Source organism: Pseudomonas sp. PK-RTE-24, assembly GCF_054052265.1.
Map to the genome: position 1 here is coordinate 2,839,530 of NZ_CM133224.1, position 23,802 is coordinate 2,863,331.

General features: G+C 58.7%; 12 protein-coding genes. 8 read left to right on the forward strand and 4 right to left on the reverse strand.

From position 1 onward, the window contains the following. Positions 1-66: 66 nt before the first annotated feature. Positions 67-4,548: a SpvB/TcaC N-terminal domain-containing protein gene (locus ACV8MC_RS12785; protein ID WP_457265464.1), complete on the reverse strand. Its 4,482-nt coding sequence runs from the start codon at positions 4,546-4,548 to the stop codon at positions 67-69. A 199-nt stretch (positions 4,549-4,747) separates the two neighbouring features. After that, the gene (locus ACV8MC_RS12790) at positions 4,748-6,271 is read right to left on the reverse strand and encodes a fumarate hydratase (RefSeq protein ID WP_016773454.1); all 1,524 of its coding nucleotides are present in this window, start codon (positions 6,269-6,271) and stop codon (positions 4,748-4,750) included. A gap of 570 nt (positions 6,272-6,841) precedes the next feature. On the opposite strand from ACV8MC_RS12790, the gene ACV8MC_RS12795 reads away from it, so the two are divergent. Genes ACV8MC_RS12795 through ACV8MC_RS12805 form a run of 3 tightly spaced genes read left to right on the forward strand, consistent with a single transcriptional unit; the run spans position 6,842 to position 9,648 of the window. Next, the gene (locus ACV8MC_RS12795) at positions 6,842-7,948 is read left to right on the forward strand and encodes a GGDEF domain-containing protein (protein WP_073471934.1); all 1,107 of its coding nucleotides are present in this window, start codon (positions 6,842-6,844) and stop codon (positions 7,946-7,948) included. Continuing rightward, positions 7,941-8,876 (forward strand): iron-sulfur-binding ferredoxin reductase, encoded by a 936-nt coding sequence (locus ACV8MC_RS12800; protein ID WP_457265467.1) that lies wholly within the window; start codon positions 7,941-7,943, stop codon positions 8,874-8,876. The genes ACV8MC_RS12795 and ACV8MC_RS12800 overlap by 8 nt, the downstream gene beginning before the upstream one ends. Before the next feature lie 28 nt (positions 8,877-8,904). After that, on the forward strand, positions 8,905-9,648 hold the full coding sequence (locus tag ACV8MC_RS12805) for an enoyl-CoA hydratase-related protein (RefSeq protein ID WP_056787833.1): 744 nt from the start codon (positions 8,905-8,907) through the stop codon (positions 9,646-9,648). A 170-nt stretch (positions 9,649-9,818) separates the two neighbouring features. Here the strand turns inward: ACV8MC_RS12805 and pyk are convergent, their stop codons facing one another. Next, a complete protein-coding gene (gene pyk / locus ACV8MC_RS12810) occupies positions 9,819-11,270 on the reverse strand; it encodes a pyruvate kinase (RefSeq protein ID WP_024014116.1) in 1,452 nt (483 codons plus the stop codon). A 172-nt stretch (positions 11,271-11,442) separates the two neighbouring features. Between pyk and ACV8MC_RS12815 the strand changes: the two genes are divergently transcribed. Together ACV8MC_RS12815 and ACV8MC_RS12820 are read left to right on the forward strand one after the other, a co-directional pair. Beyond that, positions 11,443-11,829, forward strand: coding sequence for a tetratricopeptide repeat protein (locus ACV8MC_RS12815; RefSeq protein WP_095181453.1), 387 nt, complete (start codon positions 11,443-11,445; stop codon positions 11,827-11,829). A 230-nt stretch (positions 11,830-12,059) separates the two neighbouring features. Then, entirely contained in the window at positions 12,060-12,419 is a 360-nt protein-coding gene (locus ACV8MC_RS12820; RefSeq protein ID WP_236168306.1) for a PilZ domain-containing protein, read from the forward strand. Between the two features lie 93 nt (positions 12,420-12,512). Here ACV8MC_RS12820 and ACV8MC_RS12825 read toward each other — a convergent pair whose 3' ends face one another. Continuing rightward, positions 12,513-12,890: a DUF6124 family protein gene (locus ACV8MC_RS12825; protein WP_095181454.1), complete on the reverse strand. Its 378-nt coding sequence runs from the start codon at positions 12,888-12,890 to the stop codon at positions 12,513-12,515. A 457-nt stretch (positions 12,891-13,347) separates the two neighbouring features. On the opposite strand from ACV8MC_RS12825, the gene ACV8MC_RS12830 reads away from it, so the two are divergent. The 3 genes from ACV8MC_RS12830 to ACV8MC_RS12840 all read left to right on the forward strand — a co-directional run bounded on the left by ACV8MC_RS12830 (position 13,348) and on the right by ACV8MC_RS12840 (position 23,742). After that, positions 13,348-16,548, forward strand: coding sequence for a hypothetical protein (locus ACV8MC_RS12830; RefSeq protein WP_457265471.1), 3,201 nt, complete (start codon positions 13,348-13,350; stop codon positions 16,546-16,548). 192 nt (positions 16,549-16,740) lie between these two features. Next, complete coding sequence (locus tag ACV8MC_RS12835) at positions 16,741-19,947, forward strand: hypothetical protein (RefSeq protein ID WP_457265473.1); 3,207 nt, start codon at positions 16,741-16,743, stop codon at positions 19,945-19,947. A 150-nt stretch (positions 19,948-20,097) separates the two neighbouring features. After that, on the forward strand, positions 20,098-23,742 hold the full coding sequence (locus tag ACV8MC_RS12840; RefSeq protein ID WP_457265475.1) for a Tc toxin subunit A: 3,645 nt from the start codon (positions 20,098-20,100) through the stop codon (positions 23,740-23,742). Positions 23,743-23,802 lie beyond the last annotated feature (60 nt).

Consider the following 23,802-nt stretch of genomic DNA (forward strand, 5'->3'; position numbering starts at 1 on the left):
GACGGACTGGCAGGCCACGTCCGTCGCTGGCTGTCAGCGAAGGCGTGCGCCAATGTGTGGAGGCGCTCATGCGCCTGACCCTCGCGTAGACACCACCTCTTCAGCGGTGTCGTTGAAGTCTTCGCTGGTGTGATACCAGGGATGATACGTCTCGCGGGAAAAGTCGCCCTTGGCGTTGATCAGCTTGATCGGACGTCCCGTTGCGTCATAGAACAGCTGATCGAAGAGCCCGAGTTGGCGCAGCGATTGATCATTGACGTAGCGGTGCGTGTTAGCGAAAAACGGCCGGTATTGGCGCTGTGCGAGACCTTTGTTGTTGTATTCGACGCGTTCGCTGATACGCCAGCGTGTCTGCGTCGGTTGCTCACCTTCTTCGATCAGCAATTCACCATCCTCACCCACCACATAAGCCAGCCCGGGGTCGACCTTCTGCTGGGTTTGCAGTACCCGACCAAAGCCATCGACGCAGGTTTTGACAATCTGGATCTGTGCCTTGACGGTGTCATAGGGATAGCGGTCGGCACTGAGCACCACGGTGTGTACCGGCTCTCGGTACGCCAGTTCAATGGCCTCGAGCAATTGCTGGTCTTCAGGCGTCAGGACGTGATTTTGCGCAAGCCGGCGTCTTGCGCTGGCGCGGATCTGCCCGCCGGGCAACAGATCGCCCTGCTTGATTGACAGGGTTTGAAGCGTGGAGGCGGGTATCAGGCCCATCCAGCTGAACAGGTTTTTGTGCAGGGTGCTGGCTGCGTTTTTTACAGTGTCCTCCGGATACTGGATGGCCTGTTCCGGACTGGGGGCCGGCAAGATCCAGTCATCGGTCAGCTTGTCGAATCCGGCAGGTTTGCCATTCTCGGTACCGTGAAAGCTGATGACCAGCGGCTGGCCGGAAGGCTCATGGATGACTTCTTCAGTGTTGTCGTTGGCGTCGGTGATTCGCTTGGGTTTCAGGGCGTGGTAATCGAATTCCGCGACCTGCACGGCACAACCGTCGGGCAACTCCATGCGCATGACCGTCAGCCAGTGTTGATCGTATTCGGCTTTGGTCACGCCATGGCTTGGCGTTTCGTTGAAATCGAGCACTTTATAGAACGCTTGCAAGTCGCCGTACCGAGCCAGATTGAACCGCGACGACCAAAGATCTTGTTCCTCACTCGGCGTCGCTTCGAACAGCCGCGGCATGGGTGAGTAACCAATTGCCTCTAGGGCTTCGCGAATGTTCAGATCCGGCACAATGCTGTAAGCCTCCAGCGCGGTCTTGTCCAGCAGGGCAAGCTCCAGAGAATGCGACAGGGCTTCGAATCCGGCGACGCCGTCTTCCAGTTCAATACCCTCTACGTCCACATAGTGCTGTATGGATTGGGAAGTCAGTACCCGTTCGATGGCCCATTCTTGCGAATCCTGCAGCTTTCTCAACGATTCGAAAGATATCTGTGCCGGGTTCAGCTCGCCGGGTAGCGTACCTTTGGCCAATTTCAGCGCGTCGCCCCGTTCCTGATAGGGCAAGCCCAGTCGCCATTGCTGCGGCTCTGGCAGATTGATCAGACGCGCACGGGTTTCACTGATGTAAAAGTATTGCTGCGCCTCGTCGTGAGCGTCGGACCACCATTGATTCAGGTGGTCCTCGGTGAAGGGTGGCGGGCTCTGGGCGGTCAACCTGCGCGCATAGCTCACCGTCAGTGCATGGGTCGCGGCGCCATAAGCGTCCCAGCGCAGGCTGACATCGTGGCGGCACAGCGGGTCATTGATAAAGCCGTCGTACTGATAGCTGATTGCTTCAACCTGAAGGGGCAGCAGAACGGCTGCGGCATATGGCCCCTGGGGCCGCACCTCGCGCACCAGATAACGCTTTTCCTCTACCGAATACAGCTTGGCAGCGCCAGGTACCTGCGAATCTTCCTGGTAGGCAAGGGTCTCCGTTCGGGCGACCGAGCCGACCAGTGCCTGCGCAATCCGGTAGCGACTGTCGGCATCTTCCGGGGTGACAGGCTCATCGATTTCACCTTTGGGGTGATAACGACTGAACAGGGTTTCGCCCAACGGGCAGGCGTCCACGTCCGCGTTGAAATAATCCTCGCGGGAACGATTCATTTCCTGCCCGTTGTGAAACCAGGTGCATGTTTGCACCGGCTCGTTGAAGCCAGGCTCTGAAGGATCGGCTCCAATCTCGCAGTCAAGTTGCTGCAAATAGCCGAACCCGCGAAACTCCCGTTCCCTGCCGTCGTAGAACCCTTCGCGCCAGGTGAATGACTGGGTCAACCGGTTGTCGGTGATCTCGTCGTGTTGCTCCTGTTTCTTCACCACGGGCAGCGGAAACGGCAGATGACATACCGGTGCACGCGCAAGTGCCAGCAGCCGCTCCTTTTCATCCAGCCATTCCTGAGCCGAACTGCGATAAGTCACGCTGCTGGAGTAACCCATGTTGTTGTTGCTGTTGACCAGCAGATAGGGCTTGGCTGCAACAAAATCGTAGCGCCAATGCCGAGGCTGGATATGCGGCACCGTCAGAATCAGGCTGGCGCAACCGAGGCCTTGCAGGTCGGCGAAACTGACCTGGCACAAGCGGTCATAGCGCACCTCTTCGGGCCACGGCACGCTGACGGGAATCTGCTCCAGACCGTTGCCGCCCCGGTTCAGGTAAATGTCGAATCCTTCGGATCGCAGATAGATCAGCGCGGGCGCGCCGGAGCCATCGAGGTCGGCCAGGCGCACTCGTGCGGCGTCGAATTCGTCGTAGGTGAAGGGCAGGGCACTGATCTTGCGACCTTGACCGAATTTGCCATGACCAAGATTCGGCCAACAGCGGACTTCGTCATGGCGGATGCGACACAGCTCGGGCATGTCGCTGCCGAGCAGATTGCCCAGAAGCACCAGTTCGGTTCGCGAGTTGCTGAATACCGGCAGACGGTCGTCTTCGTATGCATGGGGGATTTCCTGTGCGGCGGCGAAGCCTTTTTCGCGCAGGCTGGCATAGAGCCTCACACGATCGTGGCTGATGCTGGCCGCTGACATCAGGCCGTCCCCGCTGAAATCCCCCATGGTCAAAGTCAGATCCTGGTGTTCCCGGGGAAACGTGTCGAACGCGCTGAACAATTCGAATTGTCGCTGCGCATTCAGCGCATGGAACCCGCAGTAACCCAACCGGGCGATGATCAGGTCCAGGCGCCCATCGCCGGTCAGATCCAGCAGTTGCGCCACGGCGCGGTTACGATCTGCCACCGGGATCTTGTCCAGCAGAGCCCATGGGCCGTAACCGATCAGTTCGGTACCAGGCGCCGCGCGCAGCGGCTCGCGGTAGTACCAGGCGTTGTCATAGCGGCAGAGAAAACCCGGCACGCCCTCGCCATACAGATCGACACATTGGTAGAACCCGCCGTCTTCGATGCCCGGTTGAGTCTCGTTTTCCAACAGGCGTGCAGCTGTCTTGTTGATCTCGAAGGGCGAGTATTCGAACTCTAGCGGCGGTGAATGCTCGACATTGCCTTGCGCATCGAAGGCCTGATAGTGCGCCGCGCTGATCTGGCTGTAGGCCCACGGCGCAGAGTTCTGGATAGGTCGATATTCCAGCAGCAGGCGACGTACAAGCTTCGCCTCTGTCGCCAGCCCTTCGGGGAAGTGATGAAACATCAACACTTGCTGGCACAGCCTGCGGGTGCTCAGTTCAAAACCCTGGCCATAGGTGGAAAACGGATCCGGTCGCAGCCGCCAGCGGTTCACTTCTTCGTAGCTCGGGGTCTCCGTCAGCGAACTGCTGCGTTCGCCGTAATCGAACACCAGTTGAAAATGCCAAGGCAAATCCGTCGGCCGGTCGGTGTCCCAGCTATAGAGACGGTCGCTCGCCGTGGCATTGCCATAACACACCCGGCGCAGATAGCGCTGGGCGCGGTAGTCGTGAATCGGATCTTGCTCGTCAGGCTGATCGTCGGGCTTGTACTCGTAGCAGATGTGTTCGCCATGGGCGTTCATGCTTTCACACAGCAGCCAGCTACTGATGCGCGATTCGTCGTCGGGGTCGGCACGGCGTGAGGCGCTGGTTTTGCCGTAGACATGCAACGTGCCGTCGGCACCGTGGACCAGCCAGAAGGGGGTTCCACCGTCAGCCGGATGCCAGCATTCGCGCAGGGAAAAATCGCTTTCGATCCGCGCCCGGTAAGACACGACGTTGTGTTCGGGAATGGGGCGGTCTCTGTAGCTGTGTTCCGTGCGCGACTTCAAGTCTCCGGCATCATCGAGCTCCGGCATCCACACCTCGCCGTCATGCCCGATGATTTCATCGTGCTCGGTATACCGTGGAACACCTTTGTTGGTGCGGCGGCTGATCTGGCTCAGGCCCAGGTGGCAACCAAGGCCAAACGGACCGTTACCGCTCTGGCTGTTGATTGACAGGGGTATTTGCGGGCCGTAGCCACGACCGCTCGATAGCGGAATCGGCAATTCGCATCCAGCCGAGGCGGTCGGCCCGACGGCGCTCCAGCTCTTGCCGATGGTGGCGATCGATGAGCTCCTGGCGATGGAGGGAGCTGTGATGCTGAGGTCTTGATCGGCCATGGTCGAGTCCATTCGCGCTACATAGGGCGTATGGACAGACGCTAACAGGAGTGGGCCGGAGATGGACCTGTCAGATCTGACAGGTGCGCAAGATCATTTTCTGTGCATGGGAAATTCTGTTATCGCGATTGGTTTGAACAAGCAAAAACGGCCGGGGCATCTTTGCGGATGCACCGGCCGTTTTCATAACGCCAGAGGCTTACTGCACTTCTACCGCCAGGCTTTCGCTGATCTTCTGTTGCCAGATCGCCGGGCCAGTGATGTGCACCGACTCACCTTTGCTGTCCACCGCTACGGTGACCGGCATGTCCTTGACCTCGAACTCGTAGATCGCTTCCATGCCCAGCTCGGCAAATGCCAGCACCTTGGACTTCTTGATCGCTTGCGCAACCAGGTACGCAGCGCCGCCGACTGCCATCAGGTACACAGCCTTGTTGTCCTTGATCGCGTCGATCGCGGTCGGGCCGCGCTCGGACTTGCCGATCATGCCCAGCAGGCCGGTCTGCTCGAGGATCTGGCGGGTGAACTTGTCCATCCGCGTTGCGGTGGTAGGACCCGCCGGGCCAACCACTTCGTCACCGACCGGATCAACCGGGCCGACGTAATAGATGAAACGACCTTTCAGATCCACCGGCAGGGTTTCACCCTTGTTGAGCATCTCGACCATGCGCTTGTGCGCGGCGTCGCGACCGGTGAGCATCTTGCCGTTGAGCAGCACGGTTTCGCCCGGCTTCCAGCTCTGCACGTCTTCCGGGGTCAGGGTGTCGAGGTTGACACGACGCGCCGACGGGCCGGCTTCCCAGACGATTTCCGGGTAGGCGTCCAGCGGTGGCGCTTCCAGCGAGGCCGGGCCGGAACCGTCGAGCACGAAGTGTGCGTGACGGGTAGCGGCGCAGTTGGGGATCATGCACACCGGCAAGGATGCGGCGTGGGTCGGGTAGTCCATGATCTTCACGTCGAGCACGGTGGTCAGGCCACCGAGGCCCTGGGCGCCGATACCCAACTGGTTGACCTTCTCGAACAGTTCCAGACGCATTTCTTCGATGCGGTTCTGCGGGCCACGGGCCTTGAGCTCGTGAATGTCGATGGATTCCATCAACACTTCCTTGGCCATCACCGCGGCTTTCTCGGCGGTGCCGCCGATGCCGATGCCGAGCATGCCCGGCGGGCACCAGCCGGCGCCCATGGTCGGCACGGTTTTCAATACCCAGTCGACGATCGAGTCGGACGGGTTGAGCATGGCCATTTTCGACTTGTTCTCGGAACCGCCGCCCTTGGCCGCCACGTCCACTTCCACGGTGTTACCCGGGACGATGGAGTAGTGGATCACCGCCGGGGTGTTGTCCTTGGTGTTCTTGCGAGCGCCTGCCGGGTCGGCAAGGATCGAGGCACGCAGGACGTTTTCCGGCAGGTTGTAGGCGCGACGCACGCCTTCGTTGATCATGTCGTCCAGGCCCATGGTGGCGCCATCCCAGCGCACGTCCATGCCGACACGGACGAACACGGTGACGATACCGGTGTCCTGGCAGATCGGGCGATGGCCGGTGGCGCACATGCGCGAGTTGATCAGGATCTGCGCCATCGAATCACGGGCCGCTGGCGACTCTTCGCGCAGGTAGGCTTCGTGCATCGCCTGGATGAAATCCACGGGGTGGTAATAGGAAATGAACTGCAGGGCGTCGGCAACGCTCTGAATCAGGTCATCTTGCTTGATCACGGTCATGAGTCGCGCTCCTCTGAAACACGGGAACATTCTATGGGGCAGCTTGAGGCTTTCGGCTCACAGCTGATCCTCTGGCACGCCGGGGCTGCTGGCGCGACGCTAAAAAGGCGCGGCAGTATACCGCGCCTCGGTGGGGCGTACACGCGCCGGCAGTCATTCGTTGGTCGCATGGGTGGGCGAATATCGGACAGCGGGTTTGCACTTCAGGATCGCCCCCCTCACCCCAGCCCTCTCCCCCAGATGGGGCGAGGGGGAAAGGGAGCCGATCTTCATCTTGTTCAAAAACTAAGTCCGGCTCAGGAAAATGAAGCTGTTTTGTGCCGTTTCCAGACTCGAGTTCGGCGCGATGTTTGAAGTCGGTGTAACTCGGATAAACAACCCGGTCAGTCCCCTCTCCCTCTGGGAGAGGGCTAGGGTGAGGGGCTTTTGGCGGTGTCAGTGGGCCACACTTTTGACGTCAATTTTCGAGCCCGAAAATCGGTGGTCATTTAGCGACCGGCCCTCTAAAGTGGCATCCGGTCTGTAGAGTAGGACACTCGGTCAGCCTCCTATCGCACGGTGAGTCAACGATTGACCCATAACGCCATTCAACGCCTTTTGCTCAAACGCTTCGCCCTCGCTGCGGCCACCTACGGATTGGCTCTGCTGCTGCTGTGGCTGGCGTTTTTCACCGGGCATTACCAGCAATCGCTCAGTGGCGTGGCCATCGGCAGCGCGCTGGTAGTGATCAGTCAGGCGAGCCTTTTCGCCATGTTCTGGAGCGGGCGCAACCAGCGCTTCGCCGACCCGAGCCTGACCGAAGCGCAAGTGCTGATGGGCCTGGGCTGGCAAACGTGGCTGATCGCCCATGTCGACGAAGCGCGCGGCGCGTTTCTGGTGTTTTACGTGCTGATCCTGCTGTTCGGCCTGTTCCATCTCACCCGACGGGTGTTCATCCGCTGTGCGCTGTTGGTGTTCTTCAGTTTTTCCGCGATTACCCTGTGGGACGCCTACCACTTCCGCTTGGCCGAGCCTGCGCTCGCAGCGTTGCAGGTATGCATTCTGGCGATGGTCTTGGCGTGGCTGGTGCTTTACGCACGTTTTGTCCAGGTTTCCCGGCAACGTCAGCGCCAGCGTCGGTTTGCCTTGCAGGCGCATCAGGACACCCTGCGCGGGATGATGCGCCAGCTTGAAGATCTGGTCGCCACCGACGAACTGACCGGGCTGTTCAATCGCCGGCATTTCCTGCGCATCGCCTCGCGCGAGCTGAACGCGCTGGACAGCGACGTGATGCACGGGCTGGCGCTGATCGATCTGGACCACTTCAAGCGCATCAACGACCTGCATGGCCACGCCGCCGGCGATCAGGTATTGCAGGCGTTTGCCGGGGTGGCCCAAGCCTGTCTGCGCGACGGTGACGTGCTGGCGCGTTATGGTGGCGAGGAATTCGTCGTGCTGGTGCCCGACTGCGATGCCGAACGCCTGACCGCGTGTTGCGAGCGTTTGCGCATCGCCTTCAGTGAGGTGGAATTAATGGGCCTGCAAGTGCGCAACCTGAGCCTATCGGCGGGCATGACCCTGCTGTCCGTTGGCGATGATCTGGATGAGGCGTTGCAGCGTGCCGATCAGGCGCTGTATCGGGCCAAGCGTGACGGGCGCAATCGTTGTGCCGCCGCGTGGGAGAACGTCGATGCCTGAATTGCGTGTCGGTGATCGGCAGTGGACGGTTGAAGCGGGCAGCAACCTGCTCGACAGTCTCAATCAGAACGGCGTTGCCGTGCCCTACAGCTGCCGCGCCGGCAGTTGCCATGCCTGTCTGGTGAAATGCATCCGAGGTGTGCCCACCGACAATCGTCCGGATGCCTTGAGTGCCGAGCAACGTCAGGACGGTTGGCGCCTGGCTTGTCAGTGTCAGGTGGTCGAAGACTTGCAGGTACACACCTTCGACCCGATCAGCGACGGCCGCCCGGCCGTGGTCGAAGCGCTGGACTGGCTCAGCGACAGCGTTCTGCGCCTGCGCCTGACCCCGCAGCGGCCATTGCGCTACAGCGCCGGCCAGCATCTGGTGCTGTGGATCGGCCACATCGCCCGCCCTTACTCGCTGGCGAGCCTGCCGCAAGAAGACCGCTTCCTCGAGTTTCACCTCGATTGCCGCCAGCCCGGCGAATTCATCGATGCCGCACGCAAGCTGCAGATCGGCGACTCGATCCGCCTTGGCGAACTGCGCGGCGGTGCCTTGCATTACGATCCGGACTGGCACGCCCGGCCGCTGTGGCTGCTGGCTACCGGTACTGGTTTGGGTCCGTTGTTCGGGGTGCTGCGTGAGGCCTTGCGTGAGGATCACCAAGGCGCCATCCGCGTCATTCACCTGGCCCATGACGAACGCGAACACTATCTGGCCAAACCCCTTGCCGCACTGGCCGCGCAGCGGGAAAACCTCAGTGTCGAGCTGTGGGCAGCGGCCGACTCGGCCGCCGCTTTGGCACAACTGCGCCTTGTTTCCCGGCAGACCCTGGCCTTAGTCTGCGGCTCGACGGCCAGTGTCGACGCGTTCGCCAAGCGTCTGTATCTGGCCGGATTGCCGCGCAATCAACTGCTGGCCGACGTGTTTGTGAGCCGTGGTTGAGCGCTGATTTTCAGACGCGAGACACGCCATGACCGAAGCCATCCTGCTGGAACGCGAACGCGGTTTGCTGACCCTGCGCCTCAACCGCCCGGACAAGAAAAACGCCCTGACGCGCGCCATGTACAGCCGCCTCGCCGAAGCACTGAAACAGGCCGACAGCGACCCCGAAATCAATGCCGTACTGATCAGCGGCAGCGCCGAGTGCTTCACCGCCGGCAATGACATCGCCGACTTCATCGAACAACCGCCGAGCGACCTCGACAGCCCGGTGTTTCACTTCATGCTCAATCTGCTCGAATGCCGCAAACCGGTGATCGCCGCCGTGGCCGGTGCTGCGGTGGGTATCGGCACGACCCTGCTGCTGCATTGCGATCTGGTCTATGTCAGCCGCGACGCCCGGCTGCGCATGCCGTTCGTCAACCTCGGATTGTGCCCGGAATTCGGCTCCAGCCTGATCCTGCCGCGTTTGCTCGGGCAAGCGAAAGCGGCTGAGTTGTTATTGCTCGGCGAAGGCTTTAGCGGCGCACAGGCTGCGCAATGGGGAATTGCCACAGACGCGCTGGACAGTGGCGCGGCTGCGTTGAGCAAGGCCCGGGAAATGGCGCTGCGGTTTGATGAGCTGCCGGCCGAAGCGGTGCACATCAGCAAGCAACTGATGCGAGCGCCCGATCGCGAGCTGCTGCGCAAAGTGATCGAGGAGGAGGGCGCATTGTTTACCCAGCGGCTGCGTTCGCCGGAGGCGGTGGCGGCGTTGAGCGGTTTTTTTCGCTGAATCTCGAGACGCTTTCGCGAGCAGGCTCGCTCCCACATTTGAAATGCAATCTCCTGTGGGAGCGAGCCTGCTCGCGAAAGAGCCTTACCAGACAAAATATCTGTTGAATCATAAGCAAAAAAGCCCCGCCATTCACATGGCGGGGCTTTTGCGTTTCAGCTGCCGGTCACTCAGACCTGCGGATCACCGACATGCAGGATCTTCATGCCATTGGTGCCGCCAGTGGTGTGGTAGCTGTCGCCCTTGGTCAGGATGACCCAGTCGCCTTTTTCCACAACGCCGCGCTTGGTCAGCTCGTCGATGGCTTTCTGGCTGACTTCGTGCGGTTCCAGCGAGGCCGGGTCGAACGGGATGGTGTAGACGCCACGGAACATTGCTGCGCGGGCCTGGGCTTCGCGGTGCGGGGTGAACGCGTAGATCGGCACCGAGGAGCGGATCCGCGACATGATCAGCGGGGTGAAGCCGCTTTCAGTAAGCGCGATGATCGCTTTGACGCCCGGGAAGTGGTTGGCGGTGTACATGGTCGCCAGCGCGATGCTCTCGTCGCAGCGGCTGAATTCCTTGCCGATGCGGTGGCTGGAGGTCTTGCCGGTCGGGTGTTTCTCGGCGCCGACGCAGATGCGCGCCATCGCCTGCACGGCTTCCAGCGGGTAGAGACCAGCGGCGGATTCGGCCGAGAGCATCACGGCGTCGGTGTAATCGAGCACGGCGTTGGCCACGTCGGACACTTCGGCGCGGGTCGGCATCGGGTTCTGGATCATCGACTCCATCATCTGCGTCGCGACGATCACGGCCTTGTTGTGGCGACGTGCGTGCAGAATGATTTTCTTCTGAATGCCCACCAGTTCGGCATCGCCGATTTCCACACCGAGGTCGCCACGGGCAACCATCACCGCGTCGGAGGCCTTGATCAGGCCGTCGAGGGTTTCGTCGTCGGCCACGGCTTCGGCGCGTTCGATCTTCGCCACCAGCCAGGCAGTGCCGCCGGCCTCGTCACGCAGTTGACGGGCGTATTCCATGTCGGCGGCGTCGCGCGGGAAGGATACGGCGAGGTAGTCGACTTCCATTTCGGCGGCGAGCTTGATGTCGGCCTTGTCTTTTTCAGTCAGGGCCGGCGCGGTCAGACCGCCACCGCGACGGTTGATACCTTTGTGGTCGGACAGCGGGCCGCCGATGGTCACTACGCAATGCAGTTCAGTGGCGGTGGCGGTTTCAACGCGCATCACCACACGGCCGTCGTCGAGCAGCAGCTCGTCGCCCACGCCGCAGTCCTTGACCAGATCCGGGTAGTCGATGCCGACCACCTGCTGGTTGCCTTCGGTCAACGGATGGCTGGTGGAGAAGGTGAACTTGTCACCGATCTTCAGCTCGATCTTCTTGTTGGCGAATTTGGCGATACGGATTTTCGGGCCTTGCAGGTCACCGAGCAGGGCGACAAAGCGGCCGTGCTTGGCAGCGAGGTCACGCACCAGCTTCGCGCGAGCCTTGTGCTCGTCGGGGGTGCCGTGGGAGAAGTTCAGACGGGCGACGTCCAGACCAGCCAGAATCAGCTGTTCGAGAACTTCCGGCGAGTTACTGGCCGGGCCAAGGGTAGCGACGATTTTGGTACGACGGACGGACATGCAAAGACTCCTGAGTTCAAGCGCAGGCAGAGGCTACTATGCTCGAAGGGTGTAGTCATTGTTCGAATGCACTACTTATCGTTTTCTTTATTGAACGCGGCAACTTTGCGACCAGCGCGTCTGAAGTTTTCCGACCTGGGGTCGATACAGAGCACAAGACAGGAGAACCCCCATGCGATTGTTGCCCATTGCCGCCCTTGCCCTCAGCGCCCTCGCCGCGACGGGCTGCACCCGTTGGTCGATGAACCACCATTTGAACAACGCCTACAGCGCCTATGAACGCGGCAACTGCGAGCAGGTCATGCTCGAACTGTCCAAGGTCGAACGCGCCAGCCGCGCCCGCCCGTACGTGTGGCCGGAAGTGTCGATGATGCGCGGTCAGTGCCTGGAACGGCAGAAGCTCTACATCGACGCGGTGCAGACCTACCAGTTCATTATCGCTTCGTACCCCAACAGCGAATACGCCTACCGCGCCCGCGCGCGTCTGGAAACGTTGCAGAGCCTGGGCCATTACCCGACACGCAGCGCCGCTGCGGTGGTTCGGCCGACGCGCTTCTGACGCGCTTTTCGTACAAAATCTGGCCGTCTGTACAAGCTCCGCTATAGTCAAGGAAACCGTTTCGAGCCGTGTCTCGATAACGGCGCAACACCTGCGACTGGCAGTTACAAGGTGACGGCGATTGTCGCGACCGTCACACCGGAAGCGGGGAGAGCGGGCCTGTCGCACAGGTTCGTTCCGAAGCACAGGTGCGGCTCCGTGACGGAGCCCTGCATGGCGAACAGCACATCATGTTTACCGACCGCCGGATCGAACGGCATCAATTGCCGTATTACCTCAGAGTGTTCAACAGCGTCACCGACAAACCCGTCGGCTTTCTCGGCAATGTGTCTGCGGACGGGCTGATGCTGATCAGCCAGTTGCCGATGATGATCGGGGTGGATTTTCAGTTACGCCTCAAGGTCCCCGCCCGCGATGGCAGCCAGCAAGTCATCGATTTCAGCGCCTGTTGCGTGTGGTGCCATGAAGACGCCACGCCGCTGCATTACGACGCCGGTTTCATCCTGCGCCGCGCTCCCCCGGAGTTCGGCCAACTGGTGCTGGCGCTGAAGCAGTATTTCAGTTTTCAGCCGTTGCCCGCTTCTGCCTGAACAGCAAAAGATCGCAGCCTTCGGCAGCTCCTACAGGGGGAACGCATTCCAAATGTAGGAGCTGCCGAAGGCTGCGATCTTTTGATTTTTACGTCACGCCACAGCGATCGCCCGCTCCTGATCCAGCGCCTTTTCCGCCAGCAATAGGCCCATCTCGCTCAACTGATAGATCGCCATCGCCAGATGTCGCGGCTTGTCCTCGAGGCTGTCCGCCAGGTCGAGCAGCAGAATGCTGACCGAAGAAAAGGTTTCGTAGGTTTGAATGGCCATCGCTTCGGGGTTGATGTCGGGCGCGACCATGAACATCTGCATGCCGCGATCGACGGAATTGCACGACGGCGCAGCGGCGGGTTTTTTCAGGTAGTGATCGAGGGCTTTTTCAGCGGCCTCGTGGAGTCTGGTGGAATCGGGGGAAGCGTAGGGGGAGGTCGAGTCTTCGATTTCGGGGGGATTGGGTGTTGGTTTGATCATGGTGATAACCCTTGGTTGGGGCCTTCACCCCTCGCGACTAAACGAAAGGGTGGCGGCTGGACGCAGGTTAGTCGACCGGGGGTATCACCAAAAACCGGCGCGCCGAAGCGCCCTGCGTACAGCCACCATCGAGTGCGGGGATAGGGATTACCCGACTGGATGACGCTTATACACCTTGATGACAAACCCCCGGGCGACTAAACCCGACCACTGATTGGCAGCGGCACGGATCACGTTACGGGGCAGCTTCAAAGCGCACAAGCCGGCGGATTCTGAGTGATGTGTAGGCAACGGCGCAAGCCGATGTAGCCGCGTGTTAATGACTGAAGGACGTCTGCATGTTGCAGCGTGGGAATAGTTACCGCTGATCGGGACTGTCAGGTTTTACAGGTGTCATTTCGTGCTTACGGTTCTTCAATGAGGCACCCAGGTACCGACGGTATAAGGAAGCTCGATCATGTCCGACCATGAGAACCCAGGCTCCAATCCTCCAGAAGATGGCCCGTTTCCTGAGGACCATCGCCCTTCCCAAAAATCCGATGATCCGATTTCCGAAGAGCCGGGAATCCTGGTCGCGGATTTGGAGTATGAGGCCGGCTCCGAGTCACTGTTAGTAGATACCACGATGGACTTCAAGTTTCGTATACCGGTAAACGATGGCCGTTATCACAACGTTCATCTGGATTTTCACGGAGCCGATAATTACTACCGACGTATCACTGAAAGTGCATGGTTGGGGGGCGTCTGGCACAGTATTCGAGTCGAAGACCTTCCCGAGAGTGACCTGCAAGTCAGAGTTGATGGAAGATGGGATTACATTGATCAATGGTCAAGGTGGACACCGCGGACTTTGCTGGTCAGAAAGGCTGCTCGCATTGCCAGCAATCGTACTGTGACTACAACGGTTCCAGGCCTCGCCGGTAAAGGCAGCAAAATCACGCTTGTGCGTCCCAATTCAGGCACTGTACTGAGCACAACGGCCATTACCAATGGCTACGGAAATTGGACTGTCACGCTCCTTGATAATGTCCCTCAGGGTTTACAGGATTTCATTATCCGTGAGGAGTATGGAAATACGCAGGGGCGCTACGCGGGGAAAGCGTCACTGACCGTACTCAAGCCTGTAACGCTCAGTCCGTTGCCGCAGGTTATAAGTACACAAACGCCGCAATTTGCGGGTACAGGCGGTCTGCACCAAGAGTTGACAAGAGTGGATGTTTACATCAAAGACACATCGATCAAAGTATTGGCCTACGCAAAGATCGAAATTGATGGGTCATGGGGTGGTACCAGCACTTATAAGTTTGCGTTCGGCAAAAATTATTCTCTAGTCGCCAGTCAAAGATACGATGGCGCAACATCTGTGCCGTCAGTCCAACGAAATTTTTATGTTATTGACCCCCCTCGAATAACGTCTCCTGGATTGACGCAGACGGTGGACATGACATCGACGTTCACAGGCACTGTCGTCGCCGGGATCTCCAGTGCTGTTGCTGTGCGTTCGGAAAACACCCAAGCTCAAATCAGCACCCCAACCGATGCCGCCACAGGCGCATGGTCTGCATCTTTCACGCTGACACCTGGTCCGCATTCAATTGTCGGCACGCATACCTATTTGGGAGCGACATCACTGACCAGCCAACCCTTCGGCATACGGGTACGCACGGGCAAGCCGACGGTCACATATACGCAAGTCAATGAAACGATCACATTTTCCGGCACCGGACATTTCGACGAGAAGCTCAGAACCGAAATCGAGTTCACTATCCTCGAAAGTCCAGCCGACCCAATGCCGGTCGCGCCTCCAAATGCACAAGTACAGCGCAACGGCACTTGGAGCACCACCGTAACGGGCTGGAAATTTGGCACCTATAAAATCAACGCCGTCCAGAAGATCAGAGACAACGCCAGCGGCTGGATCGACTCGCTGCCGCTGACCTTCGAAGTAAAGAATGTCCTCCCCGATGTCAGTGATGTGCAATTCACCAACGACTACCAACCGACCTTCAGCGGCAAAGGCTTCAACGGCGCCACGGTGAATCCACGCAGGCCCAATAGCGGAGATCTCGAAGCGCCAGCAGTGGAGGTTGCTGGCGGGCGGTGGTCTACCAAGGCTTCAACGGTCTGGGGACCCTCGTTTGAGCGTCAGGTCCACATCAAGCAATATCTCGACGGGCACCAGTCGCCAAACTGGTTTGTCCTCAAAGTCACCATCCCGCCGCAGGCCCCTGGCTTGAACGAGCCTGAAGATGACGGACTTTCGCCCAGGTTCTGCGGCACGTGCTGGCCGGGTGCAACCGTGAACATTGAGTACAGCGACGAAACCGGCATTGTGCACAAGGGCATCGTCAGTGCTGACACGTGGCAGTTCAGGCGCGACAAAGAATTTGCCCGGGATATCACACATACCGTCACGGTGACCCAGGTCGCCGCGCAGCAAACTTCGCAGCCGACGTCCACGACCTTCATAGTCAGGAGAGCGATGGTCACGCCAGTGATTACCCAGCCGCCGGACGGCTCGGAAGTCGGTCGTGCTGTAACGGTCGAGGGCACGATGGGTATGGTGGGCGCCACTTTGCAACTGCGCGACAAGCAGTTTGATCGTCCCTTGGGCGATCCGAAAATATTGAGCCAGGATGGCAACTGGTCGATTGACCTGAGTCTCGAGCAATTCAGGCTCTACACCTTTGACGCCCAGCAGACACTGGACGGTCGACCGTCGCTACACAGTGACGAGCATGAATTGACGGTGGTGCTGCTACCGCCAGAATTTCTCCAGCCGATACAACACGGCAAGTTGCCACGAACCGCGTTGCTCAAGGGTACGGGCATGAGGGGCGGGGTTGTCGACGTCTGTCTGCAAGGGCTTGCCGAACCTCTGCTCAGTGATGTCATTGTGGATTGGACGGGCAATTGGCAAGCCGAAGTGACGTTGCCGGTGGGCAGCAAAACGATCTGGGCCCGGCAGAGGTTCATGGATGAAAGCGGCAAACTGCAGGAGTCGAAAGACAGCGAGCCGCTGCACTTTGACATTGTGCCAGCGGCACCCTTCATTGAAACCCCGATCGAGGGCGATGCCATCGGGCAGCAGGTGGTGGTGTGCGGTTTTGGCGTGCCGGGCGATACGGTTACGGTGACGCTGGTAGGTGCCGCGCGTTCCGAGCCGGCAAGCGCCGTCGTGCAGGAAAATCGCACCTGGTCAGTGATGCTCGATGCAAGTCTGCTCGGCGGGGGGCTTTACCGGCTCGAGGCAGTCGCATCTCTGGACGGGTTCGAATCATTTGAAACCCTGCGCTCGGTCATTCTGGGTACTTTCCGACCTGTGCTCGACGGGCCTGCAGCCGGACGCTGGGTCAGTCATCCAGTGCAGTTCAGCGGCAAGGGCCGTCCGGGCGTGGGCGCCATCGTGAGTTGGTACAACCCGGATGTGCAGTGGCTGGCTCAGGTACCCGTGGTCGATGAGCACTGGCGCGGGGCGGCGACAAGGGCACTGCCTCTGGCGGGCAACTGGTACCGATTCCGGCAGACGCTGACTGACGCGGCGGATGACGCAACGATGTCCGATTGGGCCGATAGCGCGCGTTTTGAAGTCGAAGCTGCGCGACTTATCAGCCATGCCGGGCGGCGTTATTCAGGTGTACAAGCTGGTGGACTCTGAGTGATGTGTGGCAACGACGCAAGCTGATGCAGTCGCGTTTAATGGCTGAAGGACGCAAGGATACCAAGGCGTGGAATAGTTACCGCTGGTCGGGACTGTCAGGTTTTACAGGTGTAGCGATGTGAGGCACCGGTATTCAATGAACTTACCTGTTGCATCAATCAGCCACCTTGCCCTTTCTGAGATCCGGCCATGGAACAAGATGATGGTATTAAAGATCCTTCCGACAGCTTGCCCCCGAAACAAGAGGTAGTCTGCGCTGAGGAGATCGGAACGGATGTGACATTTGTAACCCATGAGCTTCACGCGGAAGAAGACGGTAGGTGGGCGCAGCTTCGAGTGAGCTATGCCTACTCCTACGATGGTTCGACATTTACTTGCATCGTGTCAGCGTACAGAGCAAAAGAGAATCGACGTTATGAAGGGAATGTAAAATTCTATCTTTCTTTGGTTAGCGGTGAAGGTGATGTAAGAGAACTGACGGGCAGTGCTCGCCAGACCGGTGAGTGGATTGATCTTGATGAACCCTATCGAGAAACGATTATCGCCAATCAAAGAAACGTAACAGTGGGGTTTGATTATATTTATGATGTGGGTAACGCAAGTGATCCGGTTCTGAAAACCTACAAGGTTGCCAATTATCGGATGCCCATTCCAACCATCAGTGCAATCCGAAACTTCACATCTTCAACTTTCTCTGTCAAGGGCACGGGAGCAATATACCGTTATACTGTTGTCTTGGATGATGGGCGCGGTACGATTGGGGCAGAAGAGGCTTTCTACGATCCTTGGTCAGTGCCCGTCACCGTGGCAGAAAACAAGAATTCTCTAAGTTTTCAAGCATATCAAATGTACGCCGGTAAGGTTTCCGAGCGGACGGCTTATGTAACAGTCTACCGCGCTCGAATAACTTACCCGACAGCTAATGCGTTGGTTTTGGCAAAGGATCTGGTTTGTTTCAGAGGAATGGCTGCGCCGGGTACTGTAATTAGAGTGGTTGGGCATTTGGATCATTATGAAAACTGGAGCGAGGTTATTACTGTCGGAGAGACCGATACGACTTGGGAGGCTCCGGCAATAAAGGTCTCTGGCAGCGGGACGTTCTCGGTTGTTGCCCAACTTAAATCACCCAATATCAATCATTTTTATACCGATGCCATAACTTTCAGAGTCATGGGGCTGCCGTTAATATCCGAGCCACCTGCGGGAACAGTTTATGAACAAGACTTCCTTCTGACAGGAAGCAACGGCTTGGCTGGGGCGCGATTGAGAGCATTTTTTGATCTGACGAATGATCCTGTTCGTGATTGGGAAGTCGTTAGCAATGCAGACGGGGCGTGGGAGGGGATGATCAACGTGCCGCCAGGGCCGATCAGCCTGGTCGTCGAACAGGATCTGGATGACGTGTCATCCGGACGCAGTGCACCACAAGCCTTCAGGATTCGCCCCCCCACTCTGAAACAGCCCAACGTCACCATCTCCGGGACCACGGTGACCTTTGCCGGTAACGGTTATTACGATCGCGATCTCAAATCTGAAATCCAGTTCACCGTCAGCGGGGGCGCGGTGCAAGTTCCCGCGCCTGCAAATGCTGAAGTGATGCCGGGAGGCATCTGGGAAACCGCAGCGCAGTGGCCTTTGGGTACCTACAACGTCTCTGTCATTCAAAAAATCGCCGACAACGCCAGCGGCTGGATCGACTCGCTGCCGCTGACCTTCGAAGTAAAAAATATCCTCCCCGATGTCAGTGATGTGCAATTCACCAACGACTACCAACCGACCTTCAGCGGCAAAGGCTTTAACGGCGCCACGGTGAATCCACGCAGGCCCAATAGCGGAGATCTCGAAGCGCCAGCAGTGGAGGTTGCTGGCGGGCGGTGGTCTACCAAGGCTTCAACGGTCTGGGGACCCTCGTTTGAGCGTCAGGTCCACATCAAGCAATATCTCGACGGGCACCAGTCGCCAAACTGGTTTGTCCTCAAAGTCACCATCCCGCCGCAGGCACCTGGCCTGAACGAGCCTGAGGATGACGGACTTTCACCCAGGTTCAGCGGCACGTGCTGGCCGGGTGCAACCGTGAACATTGAGTACAGCGACGAAACCGGCATTGTGCACAAGGGCATCGTCAGTGCTGACACGTGGCAGTTCAGGCGCGACAAAGAGTTTGCCCTGGATATCACACATACCGTCACGGTAACCCAAGTCGCCGCGCAGCAAACTTCGCAGCCGACGTCCACGACCTTCATTGTCAGGAGAGCGATGGTCACGCCAGTGATTACCCAGCCGCCGGACGGCTCGGAAGTCGGTCGTGCTGTAACGGTCGAGGGCACGATGGGTATGGTCGGCGCCACTTTGCAACTGCGCGACAAGCAGTTTGATCGTCCTTTGGGCGATCCGAAAATATTGAGCCAGGATGGCGACTGGTCGATTGACCTGAGTCTCGAGCAATTCAGGCTCTACACCTTTGACGCCCAGCAGACACTGGACGGTCGACCGTCGCTACACAGTGACGAGCATGAATTGACGGTGGTGCTGCTGCCGCCAGAATTTCTCCAGCCGATACAACACGGCAAGTTGCCACGAACCGCGTTGCTCAAGGGTACGGGCATGAGGGGCGGGGTTGTCGACGTCTGTCTGCAAGGGCTTGCCGAACCTCTGCTCAGTGATGTCATTGTGGATTGGGCAGGCAATTGGCAAGCCGAAGTGACGTTGCCGGTGGGCAGCAAAACGATCTGGGCCCGGCAAAGTTTCATGGATGAAAGCGGCAAACTACAAGAGTCGAAAGACAGCGAGCCGCTGCACTTTGACATTGTGCCAGCGGCACCCTTCATTGAAACCCCGATCGAGGGCGATGCCATCGGGCAGCAGGTGGTGGTGTGCGGTTTTGGCGTGCCGGGCGATACGGTCACGGTGACCCTGGTCGGTGCCGCGCGTTCCGAGCCGGCAAGCGCCGTCGTGCAGGAAAATCGCACCTGGTCAGTGATGCTCGATAGTCTGCTCGGCGGGGGGCTTTACCGGCTGGAGGCAGTCGCATCTCTGGACGGGTTCGAATCATTTGAAACCCTGCGCTCGGTCATTCTGGGTACTTTCCGACCTGTGCTCGACGGGCCTGCAGCCGGACGTTGGGTCAGTCATCCAGTGCAGTTCAGCGGCAAGGGCCGTCCGGGCGTGGGCGCCATCGTGAGTTGGTACAACCCGGATGTGCAGTGGCTGGCTCAGGTACCCGTGGTCGATGAGCACTGGCGCGAGGCTACGACAAGGGCACTGCCTCTGGCGGGCAACTGGTACCGATTCCGGCAGACGCTGACTGACGCGGCGGATGACGCAACGATGTCTGATTGGGCCGACAGTGCGCGTTTTGAAGTCGAAGCTGCGCGCTTGCCCCACGCCGACTCCTGAAATCCGGCTTCCGACGAACGGCTATCAAAACTGTCAGAACTGACAGTGGACTTGACGGCGTTCGAAGCGCTCAATCGTACTCACTGAATGTGCAGCCTGACGAAGGACGTCAGGTTGCGCGGGCCAGTTGTCGCCTAAAGGAATCTGATCATGGTTGATTCGCGCCGTCCCGCCCTGCAACTGTTCGATGAGTTGTTCAGCGAGGAACAACGAGCACAGAACGTCGGACTGCAGAACCTCGAGACATACCTGCAAAACGGTGGATCAATTTATCCACTGGTTGAAAGGGGTGTTCAATACATGGTCCAAGAGCATCAGCTCAGCGTTGAGCAAGCGCAACAATATTGGCGCGGCGCCAATAGCATAGCCACGTCTCAGCGGCGCCAATTTATCGAGCAGACGCTGAGGGGCACCAGGCCCGCGCCAAAGCGCAGCTCCAGCGGTTTGTTATCGATCGTGGACGGTCCCAATTATCACGCTCTGATCGGTACCGATTTTTCCGCGTTGTGCCCGCCAGATGCACTGGAGTCCATCTGGTCGCCAGTGGCGTATCTGATCGACTTGTTGCGCTGGGTTCGTGACCGTCTGGAGGGTATCAGAGAGGAAGACGATTTCTCGCTGCATAACCGGCGCACAGATCTCTTGGCACTGAAGGTCGACTTCAATGCGGTTTATCAATCGATCTCTTCTGTGGACATCATCGTTGAGGTGCTGGAGAAATTCATCGCGGCGCAAACGGATATCGAATCCATCGAAGACGCGCTGATCGCAGCCCGCTACCCCAATGGTCTGCCTTATTACCAGCATTGGGTCACAATTGATGGTATCGCGCAGTTTCATGACTTGTCGGTGGGCGACTTCGAGCACCGGGTCGACCTGGCTTATCCCTATTTTCTGCAAGCCAATGCTCGAGGTGCCAATACTGCACAGGGTTTCGCCCATGCCTCGCGGCTTGGCCCTTATCAGCGCCAGTTGCTGACCGAACCGCGTGCGGATTTCGCCCTTCGCGAAGATTTTTTTGCGCACAACTTTGGTACCTATACCGAGATGTATTCGAATCTCAATCAGGTGGAGTTTTTCGGTCAGCGCACCAAGCTCGACAGCCGACAGATCGAGGCTCTTCTGTCGATTGGCGACTTTGCTCCCGTGCGCTCGGCCAATGTGACCTACCCGGATGAAACGCCCAAGCAGCCTGAAAGCGAGCGCTCGGGTTCGGTTTACATCAATGACGGTACTGCGCCGGCGGTGGGTTTCGATCCTGCAACCATGCCTCGCATTCGAATGACGGCAATCCCCGACGAACTCATCGGGTTCAACCGCTATACCCGGATGAATCAGATGGTGCGTCTGGCCAACTGGACAGGATTGCCGTTCGAACAGCTGGACGCAGTGTTGACATCGGTCATCCGGGCAACAGGGCGCGGCAATTCAACGAAAGGTCACAGCAACGAGATGGACATCTCCAGTGGCGCGGTTCATGCGCTTGGGTTGTTCCAGACGTTGCGCGAGCGCTACGAATGCACCGCCGCGGACTTTGCTGTGTTTGTGGGTGAGCTGTCGGTTTATGGCCGCGGTGAAGCGCTCTCGCAATTCGATCAGGTGTTCAATTTTCAAACCGGTTATCGCGAGCCTTTCAAGCTCGACAACGATGAGTTTGCGGTGGCGCCGATACCGGGCGTGGTGGATCTGACGATCAGCCAGCTCTGCAGTGGTCTGGCGATTGATCCGCAGACTTATTACGTGCTGGCGAACGCTGTGGCCAAGGCTCATGGCTTGACCGACAAATTGAAGCGCAACGCAGCGATCATCTCGAGCTTCTACCGTTTGGTGAGGCTGGCCCGGCTGTTGAACATCACTCCGGTTGAAGGCGTGCTGATGCTATCGATCCTGGGCGGCGATGACTGGGTCAATGGCTTGGCCGGTACTCCTGTCATCCACGATGTACCGGACGGTTCACCGGATGCGCTGGAACTGATCGAGGCTATGCAAAGTTGCGTGCAGTGGTGCGCGCAAAACAATCTGCCGGTGTTGTGGGTGTTGCAGCATGCGGTCGCTGCGCCAGCGGCTCAGGATCCATCCGAACAGGATGAGCAGTTTTTCGAGCAGGTTCGCAATTTGCTGCCGACTGCACAGTTGTCCAATAGTACGTTTCTCATGGCAGGCGTTCCGGCAGCCGGGGCCGCGGACTGGATCGAATTTCTCGCGACATCCGCCGACAGCCTGGGGCCGATAACCGACGGGCATGGTTTGATCCTGCCTCCGGAGGGAAGCGCTGAGATGTATCTGGCCTCCGTCCATAAAAAAATCGCCTGGGCGGTCGACAGCGCCTTGGGTGAGATCGAGCCAGCGTTGCGGCAGAGCATCATCGACAGCATGGTCAGCGCGTTTTTACAGATGCGCGATGCGCAGACTTCGCTGGTCAAGGAGACGCTGGCGGCATACGCCGGCGTTGGCGTGGATCAGGCATTGCCGGTCCTGAACTGGGCAGACGTCACGGTGCATCAGTTACTGCTGCATGTGCTGGAGCAAGCGGATGCGGGGAGCGAAGGGGGCGGCCGAACTCGCCCCCGAGTTGCCGACACATCATTCGATCTACTGGCTGAAGTTCGCCGGCGCAGTGAGGTGGTGTCGACCCTGGGGTTAAGCGCGGCGCTGTTGCAGGATTATCTGGATAGCGGCTACAAGGACTGGCTGGTTCAGGACGACAAGCATGCGTTGACGATGCGCACGCTTTATTACCTGACCATGCTCACTCGCGCTTTTGCCCTCGCCTCAGCCTCGAGCGGCCAACCGCCACAGAAGCTGTTGGACTACCTGCGCCAGGTCAACGCATTGCCGGATGTCACCGGAGATGCGAGATGGCTGGCACAACAGGCGGCGGCGATCAAACTGGCCGATTTTTTTGGCTGGAGCGTTCAGGAAGTGCGCGAATGTGTGAGCCGCATCGATCCCGACCTGAAGGTGTTGAAAAACCTTCCCCAGCTCGATTTGTTGATGCGCGTGCTGGCGCTGTCCACCGAGAGCGGCATGGATGCGTTAACGATTTTTCTCATTGGTAATCTGCCCGAAACCGTCGACAAAAAATCCTATGCCGATGCCGCCGAACATGCCCTGCTCGGCGAGTCCGATACTCGTGCCCCGATCGTGCACGTTCCAGGCGACGTCAAAGGGCTGGTCACAATCACGTGCGAAGTGGTGGATGACAGCACCGTCGTGGCTAACAAGCCAGACGAAAAAGTCACTTATAAAGTGACCCTCAAAGACGCCAATGGAAAGTCGCTGAGTGGCGTCAATGTTTATTGGCGCGCCACATTGGGCACCATTGAATACAAGGCGACGGGAACGGACGGGACACTTTTGGCCGAGTTCATCCCCGGCAAGGTCATGGGCCGCGACACGCCAATGCTTTGGTTGGACTTGTTCGAGCCGCAATACGCCCCTCCCATAGAAATAACTGCCGACTTCACTACGTTGTCGTTCCCTATTGCAGAACTTTCACCTACGCCTTTGGAAACAGTGAAATACGGTCATGAAGTAGAACTGTATGCGGTGCTGGAGGACGACTACGGAAACCGCGGACAAAACTCGCTCGTGGAGTGGTTCGGCAAGAGCGTTCCGCCCGCGAAGATGGATGCCGTCACTATTCGGCCGGCGCAGGGGTTCACTGATCAGCAGGGGCTTACCCGGGTTTTTGTCTCAAGCAAGACGGGCGGCACATTCGTGTTCAGCGTTCGCTCTCAGTCTGGGGAAAGCGAAAGAATATTCCCCCATGCCATTACCTTTGCCAGGGAGTAGCGGCAGGGCGTTGCATACCGCCTGGCGAACGTTTTTCCCCGGGCCATATTCCAAGGAGCA